Below are 5,653 nucleotides of genomic sequence, written 5' to 3'. Positions count from 1 at the left end.
AAATGAGAAATGGCCCGCCGGGTGGGCGGGCCATTTCTGGAATGTTTGTCCGGCTGCGTCCTACTCTCCCACACCGTCACCAGTGCAGTACCATCGGCGCTGAAGGGCTTAGCTTCCGGGTTCGGAATGGAGCCGGGCGTTTCCCCTTCGCTATGACAGCCGAAACTCTATGGAGATATCTTCTGCGGGGTCGTCCCACCCCGACGGGTGGGAGACACGGCCGACCGTATCTCGGGAACTGCACAGTGGACGCGAGCACAACAAAATCTTTTGGTGTGTATCAAGTTATCGGCTTATTAGTACCAGTCAGCTACATGCATTGCTGCACTTCCACGTCTGGCCTATCAACCCAGTAGTCTAGCTGGGAGCCTCTCGGACCGAAGTCCATGGAAATCTCATCTTGAAGCGTGCTTCCCGCTTAGATGCTTTCAGCGGTTATCACTTCCGAACGTAGCTAATCAGCGGTGCTCTTGGCAGAACAACTGACACACCAGAGGTTCGTCCATCCCGGTCCTCTCGTACTAGGGACAGCCCTTCTCAAATTTCCTACGCGCACAGCGGATAGGGACCGAACTGTCTCACGACGTTCTAAACCCAGCTCGCGTACCGCTTTAATGGGCGAACAGCCCAACCCTTGGGAGAGACTCCACCCCCAGGATGCGACGAGCCGACATCGAGGTGCCAAACCATGCCGTCGATATGGACTCTTGGGCAAGATCAGCCTGTTATCCCCGGGGTACCTTTTATCCGTTGAGCGACGCCGCTTCCACAAGCCAGCGCCGGGTCACTAGTTCCGACTTTCGTCCCTGCTCGACATGCCTGTCTCGCAGTCAAGCTCCCTTGTGCACTTACACTCAAAACCTGATTACCAACCAGGCTGAGGGAACCTTTGAGCGCCTCCGTTACCTTTTAGGAGGCAACCGCCCCAGTTAAACTACCCACCAGGCAATGTCCCTGATCCGGATCACGGACCTAGGTTAGATATCCAGAACGACCAGAGTGGTATTTCAACGTTGACTCCACCGACACTGGCGTGCCGGCTTCACAGTCTCCCACCTATCCTACACAAGCCGTACCGAACACCAATACCAAGCTATAGTAAAGGTCCCGGGGTCTTTCCGTCCTGCTGCGCGTAACGAGCATCTTTACTCGTAGTGCAATTTCGCCGAGTTCATGGTTGAGACAGTGGAGAAGTCGTTACGCCATTCGTGCAGGTCGGAACTTACCCGACAAGGAATTTCGCTACCTTAGGATGGTTATAGTTACCACCGCCGTTTACTGGGGCTTAAATTCTGAGCTTCGACCCGAAGATCTAACCCGTCCTCTTAACCTTCCAGCACCGGGCAGGCGTCAGTCCGTATACATCGTCTTGCGACTTAGCACGGACCTGTGTTTTTAGTAAACAGTCGCTTCTCCCTGGTCTCTGCGGCCCTTCTCCCTAGTGAGCTAGTCACTTCAGGTTCCAGGCCCCCCTTCTCCCGAAGTTACGGGGGTATTTTGCCGAATTCCTTAACCATGATTCACTCGATCGCCTTGGTATTCTCTACCTAACCACCTGAGTCGGTTTGGGGTACGGGCGGCTCGAACCTCGCTAGAAGATTTTCTTGGCAGCATAGGATCACCCTGCTTCCCGCATTCGCGGTCACTATCAGGTCTCAGGACATGTGTGAGACGGATTTGCCTATCTCACTCCCTACACCCTTGGACGTGGACTACCATCGCCACGCGGAGGCTACCTTCCTGCGTCTCTCCATCGCTTGACTACTACCAGATCGGGTCGCGCGCTCCGCCCGCATCGGTCCGAAGACGTCAGCGGGTTTCAGGCGCTTAGCATCAAAAGGTTCGTCATGGGCGGTTCTTCGCCGGTTCCGGAATATCAACCGGATGTCCATCGACTACGCCTGTCGGCCTCGCCTTAGGTCCCGACTTACCCAGGGCAGATTAGCTTGACCCTGGAACCCTTGGTTATTCGGCGGACGGGTTTCTCGCCCGTCATTCGCTACTCATGCCTGCATTCTCACTCGTGTGGCCTCCACGGCTGGATCACTCCGCCGCTTCCCTGGCCACACGACGCTCCCCTACCCATCAACACGCTTGGACCACCAACCCGCAGGTGTGGTGGCCGGGCAAAGTGTCAATGCCACAGCTTCGGTGGTGTGCTTGAGCCCCGCTACATTGTCGGCGCGGAATCACTTGACCAGTGAGCTATTACGCACTCTTTAAAGGGTGGCTGCTTCTAAGCCAACCTCCTGGTTGTCACTGCAACTCCACATCCTTTCCCACTTAGCACACGCTTAGGGACCTTAGATGGTGGTCTGGGCTGTTTCCCTCTCGACTACGGAGCTTATCCCCCGCAGTCTCACTGCCACGCTCTCACTTACCGGCATTCGGAGTTTGGCTAACGTCAGTAACCTGGTGAGGCCCATCAGCTATCCAGTAGCTCTACCTCCGGTAAGAAACACGTGACGCTGCACCTAAATGCATTTCGGGGAGAACCAGCTATCACGGAGTTTGATTGGCCTTTCACCCCTACCCACAGCTCATCCCCTCAGTTTTCAACCTAAGTGGGTTCGGTCCTCCACGACGTCTTACCGTCGCTTCAACCTGGCCATGGGTAGATCACTCCGCTTCGGGTCTAGACCCAGCGACTCAGACGCCCTGTTCGGACTCGCTTTCGCTACGGCTTCCCCACACGGGTTAACCTCGCCACTGAGCACTAACTCGCAGGCTCATTCTTCAAAAGGCACGCTGTCACCCCACAAAGAGGGCTCCAACGGATTGTAGGCACACGGTTTCAGGATCTATTTCACTCCCCTCCCGGGGTACTTTTCACCTTTCCCTCACGGTACTTGTCCGCTATCGGTCACCAGGGAATATTTAGGCTTAGCGGGTGGTCCCGCCAGATTCATACGGGATTTCTCGGGCCCCGTATTACTTGGGATAACTCTCTGAAGTTCGCGTCATTTCGTCTACGGGGGTCGCACCCTCTGTGCCGGGCCTTTCAATGCCCTTCGACTATGACGCGAATTTTTGACTCCATGCCAGGATGTCAGTCCTGACCGAGAGGTCCCACGACCCCGTACCTGCAACGCCTGACAGCTATCACACAGATACGGTTTAGCCTGATCCGCTTTCTCTCGCCAATACTCACGGAATCGCGGTTGCTTTCTCTTCCTGTGGGTACTGAGATGTTTCACTTCCCCACGTTCCCTCTACCTGCCCTATATATTCAGGCAGGAGTGACTGGACTTGCCTCCAGCCGGGTTTCCCCATTCGGAAATCCACGGATCACAGTCTGGTTATCGACTCCCCGTGGCTTATCGCAGATTCCTACGTCCTTCTTCGGTTCCTGGTGCCAAGGCATCCACCGTGCGCCCTTAAAAACTTGATACGCAAAGATAAAGATGCTCGCGTCCACTGTGTAGTTCTCAACATACGGGCGGCCCTCCACCGTTCCTGACGCCTCCCACCCAACCCCCCAAAGGAAGTCACGTGGTGGTTCGCCATGGCGAAGGTCCTGACCGGATACCGGCCTTCGAGTCCGAGCTGACGCCCGAGCCCTCAGGACCCAACAACGTGTCAGGCGCCGGCCCCCACCCGCACGCTTTCCTGCCCCCGAAGGGGTGTACTCGCATGCCGTGAAGAAACGGCGCCAAATAATCGATGTTCCACCCTTGAGCACCTGCTGCCCCACACTCGGGGACAGACCAGGCTCTGGACGCTTGCGCGCCAGTGCTCCTTAGAAAGGAGGTGATCCAGCCGCACCTTCCGGTACGGCTACCTTGTTACGACTTAGTCCCAATCGCCAGTCCCACCTTCGACGGCTCCCTCCACAAGGGTTGGGCCACCGGCTTCGGGTGTTACCGACTTTCGTGACTTGACGGGCGGTGTGTACAAGGCCCGGGAACGTATTCACCGCAGCGTTGCTGATCTGCGATTACTAGCGACTCCAACTTCATGGGGTCGAGTTGCAGACCCCAATCCGAACTGAGACCGGTTTTTTGGGATTCGCTCCACCTTGCGGTTTCGCAGCCCTTTGTACCGGCCATTGTAGCATGTGTGAAGCCCAAGACATAAGGGGCATGATGATTTGACCTCATCCCCACCTTCCTCCGAGTTGACCCCGGCAGTCTCCTATGAGTCCCCGCCATCACGCGCTGGCAACATAGAACGAGGGTTGCGCTCGTTGCGGGACTTAACCCAACATCTCACGACACGAGCTGACGACAACCATGCACCACCTGTATACCGACCTTGCGGGGCACCCATCTCTGGATGTTTCCGGTATATGTCAAGCCTTGGTAAGGTTCTTCGCGTTGCATCGAATTAATCCACATGCTCCGCCGCTTGTGCGGGCCCCCGTCAATTCCTTTGAGTTTTAGCCTTGCGGCCGTACTCCCCAGGCGGGGAACTTAATGCGTTAGCTGCGGCACGGACCTCGTGGAATGAGACCCACACCTAGTTCCCAACGTTTACGGCATGGACTACCAGGGTATCTAATCCTGTTCGCTCCCCATGCTTTCGCTTCTCAGCGTCAGTAATGGCCCAGAGACCTGCCTTCGCCATCGGTGTTCCTCCTGATATCTGCGCATTTCACCGCTACACCAGGAATTCCAGTCTCCCCTACCACACTCTAGTCTGCCCGTACCCACTGCAAGTCCGGGGTTGAGCCCCGGATTTTCACAGCAGACGCGACAAACCGCCTACAAGCTCTTTACGCCCAATAATTCCGGACAACGCTCGCACCCTACGTATTACCGCGGCTGCTGGCACGTAGTTAGCCGGTGCTTCTTCTGCAGGTACCGTCACTTGCGCTTCTTCCCTGCTGAAAGAGGTTTACAACCCGAAGGCCGTCATCCCTCACGCGGCGTCGCTGCATCAGGCTTTCGCCCATTGTGCAATATTCCCCACTGCTGCCTCCCGTAGGAGTCTGGGCCGTGTCTCAGTCCCAGTGTGGCCGATCGCCCTCTCAGGCCGGCTACCCGTCATCGCCTTGGTGAGCCATTACCTCACCAACAAGCTGATAGGCCGCGAGTCCATCCCAGACCGAAAAACTTTCCAGACACTAACCATGCGGTTGCGTCTCGTATCCGGTATTAGACGCCGTTTCCAGCGCTTATTCCAGAGTCAGGGGCAGGTTACTCACGTGTTACTCACCCGTTCGCCACTGCTCACCCAGAAGCAAGCTCCTGGGATCACCGTTCGACTTGCATGTGTTAAGCACGCCGCCAGCGTTCGTCCTGAGCCAGGATCAAACTCTCCGTTGATGTTCAGCGCCCAACCACAAGAGCTGGGCAAAACTAAACCCGATGAAGGGTTGTCACACTGGCTGAGCAAGAACAACCAGCAATTGCTGATCCTTCATTGTCAACCAAAGGAAAATTCATCCGGAAACGACAGCCCACCAGCCAAAGGCCAGCACGCCACCACCTCCGAGACGAGGTTAATTGGCATCGATTTTTGACACGCTGTTGAGTTCTCAAGGATCGGACGCACACCATCACCCGACTCCAAGAGCCGTGATCCGGGGCAACTCTTCAAACATACCCGCAGCCATGCTTGGGCAACAAATCCGCGCCCACCCTCAGGTGAACCGGTCCTCGTCGCGCTTGGATCTCAGCGGGGCACCCACCGTAGCAGCCTTCCGGCAACC

General features: G+C 56.4%; 1 protein-coding gene and 3 rRNA genes. 1 reads left to right on the top strand and 3 read right to left on the bottom strand.

The genetic code is table 11. The annotated features are described in order from the left end of the window. Window positions 1-47 precede the first annotated feature (47 nt). From rrf to ACOJV9_RS16655, 3 genes are all read right to left on the bottom strand, one after another. Window positions 48-164, bottom strand: a 5S ribosomal RNA gene (gene rrf / locus ACOJV9_RS16665). Window positions 165-276: 112 nt separating this feature from the next. Further along, a 23S ribosomal RNA gene (locus tag ACOJV9_RS16660) occupies window positions 277-3,391 on the bottom strand. Between the two features lie 352 nt (window positions 3,392-3,743). Then, window positions 3,744-5,267 (bottom strand): 16S ribosomal RNA (locus ACOJV9_RS16655). Together the 16S, 23S and 5S rRNA genes form the textbook arrangement of a ribosomal RNA operon. On the opposite strand from ACOJV9_RS16655, the gene ACOJV9_RS16650 reads away from it, so the two are divergent. Then, window positions 5,267-5,464, top strand: a complete 198-nt coding sequence (locus tag ACOJV9_RS16650) for a hypothetical protein (protein WP_420186358.1) — start codon at window positions 5,267-5,269, stop codon at window positions 5,462-5,464. The two genes, ACOJV9_RS16655 and ACOJV9_RS16650, sit on opposite strands and share 1 nt — an antisense overlap. The last annotated feature ends 189 nt before the right edge of the window (window positions 5,465-5,653 follow it).

The organism is Knoellia terrae (assembly GCF_048606435.1).
In the GTDB taxonomy this organism is placed as follows: domain Bacteria; phylum Actinomycetota; class Actinomycetes; order Actinomycetales; family Dermatophilaceae; genus Knoellia; species Knoellia terrae.
Note: the sequence above shows the minus strand (reverse complement) of the source record. Positions and strands in the feature narration are given on the sequence as shown.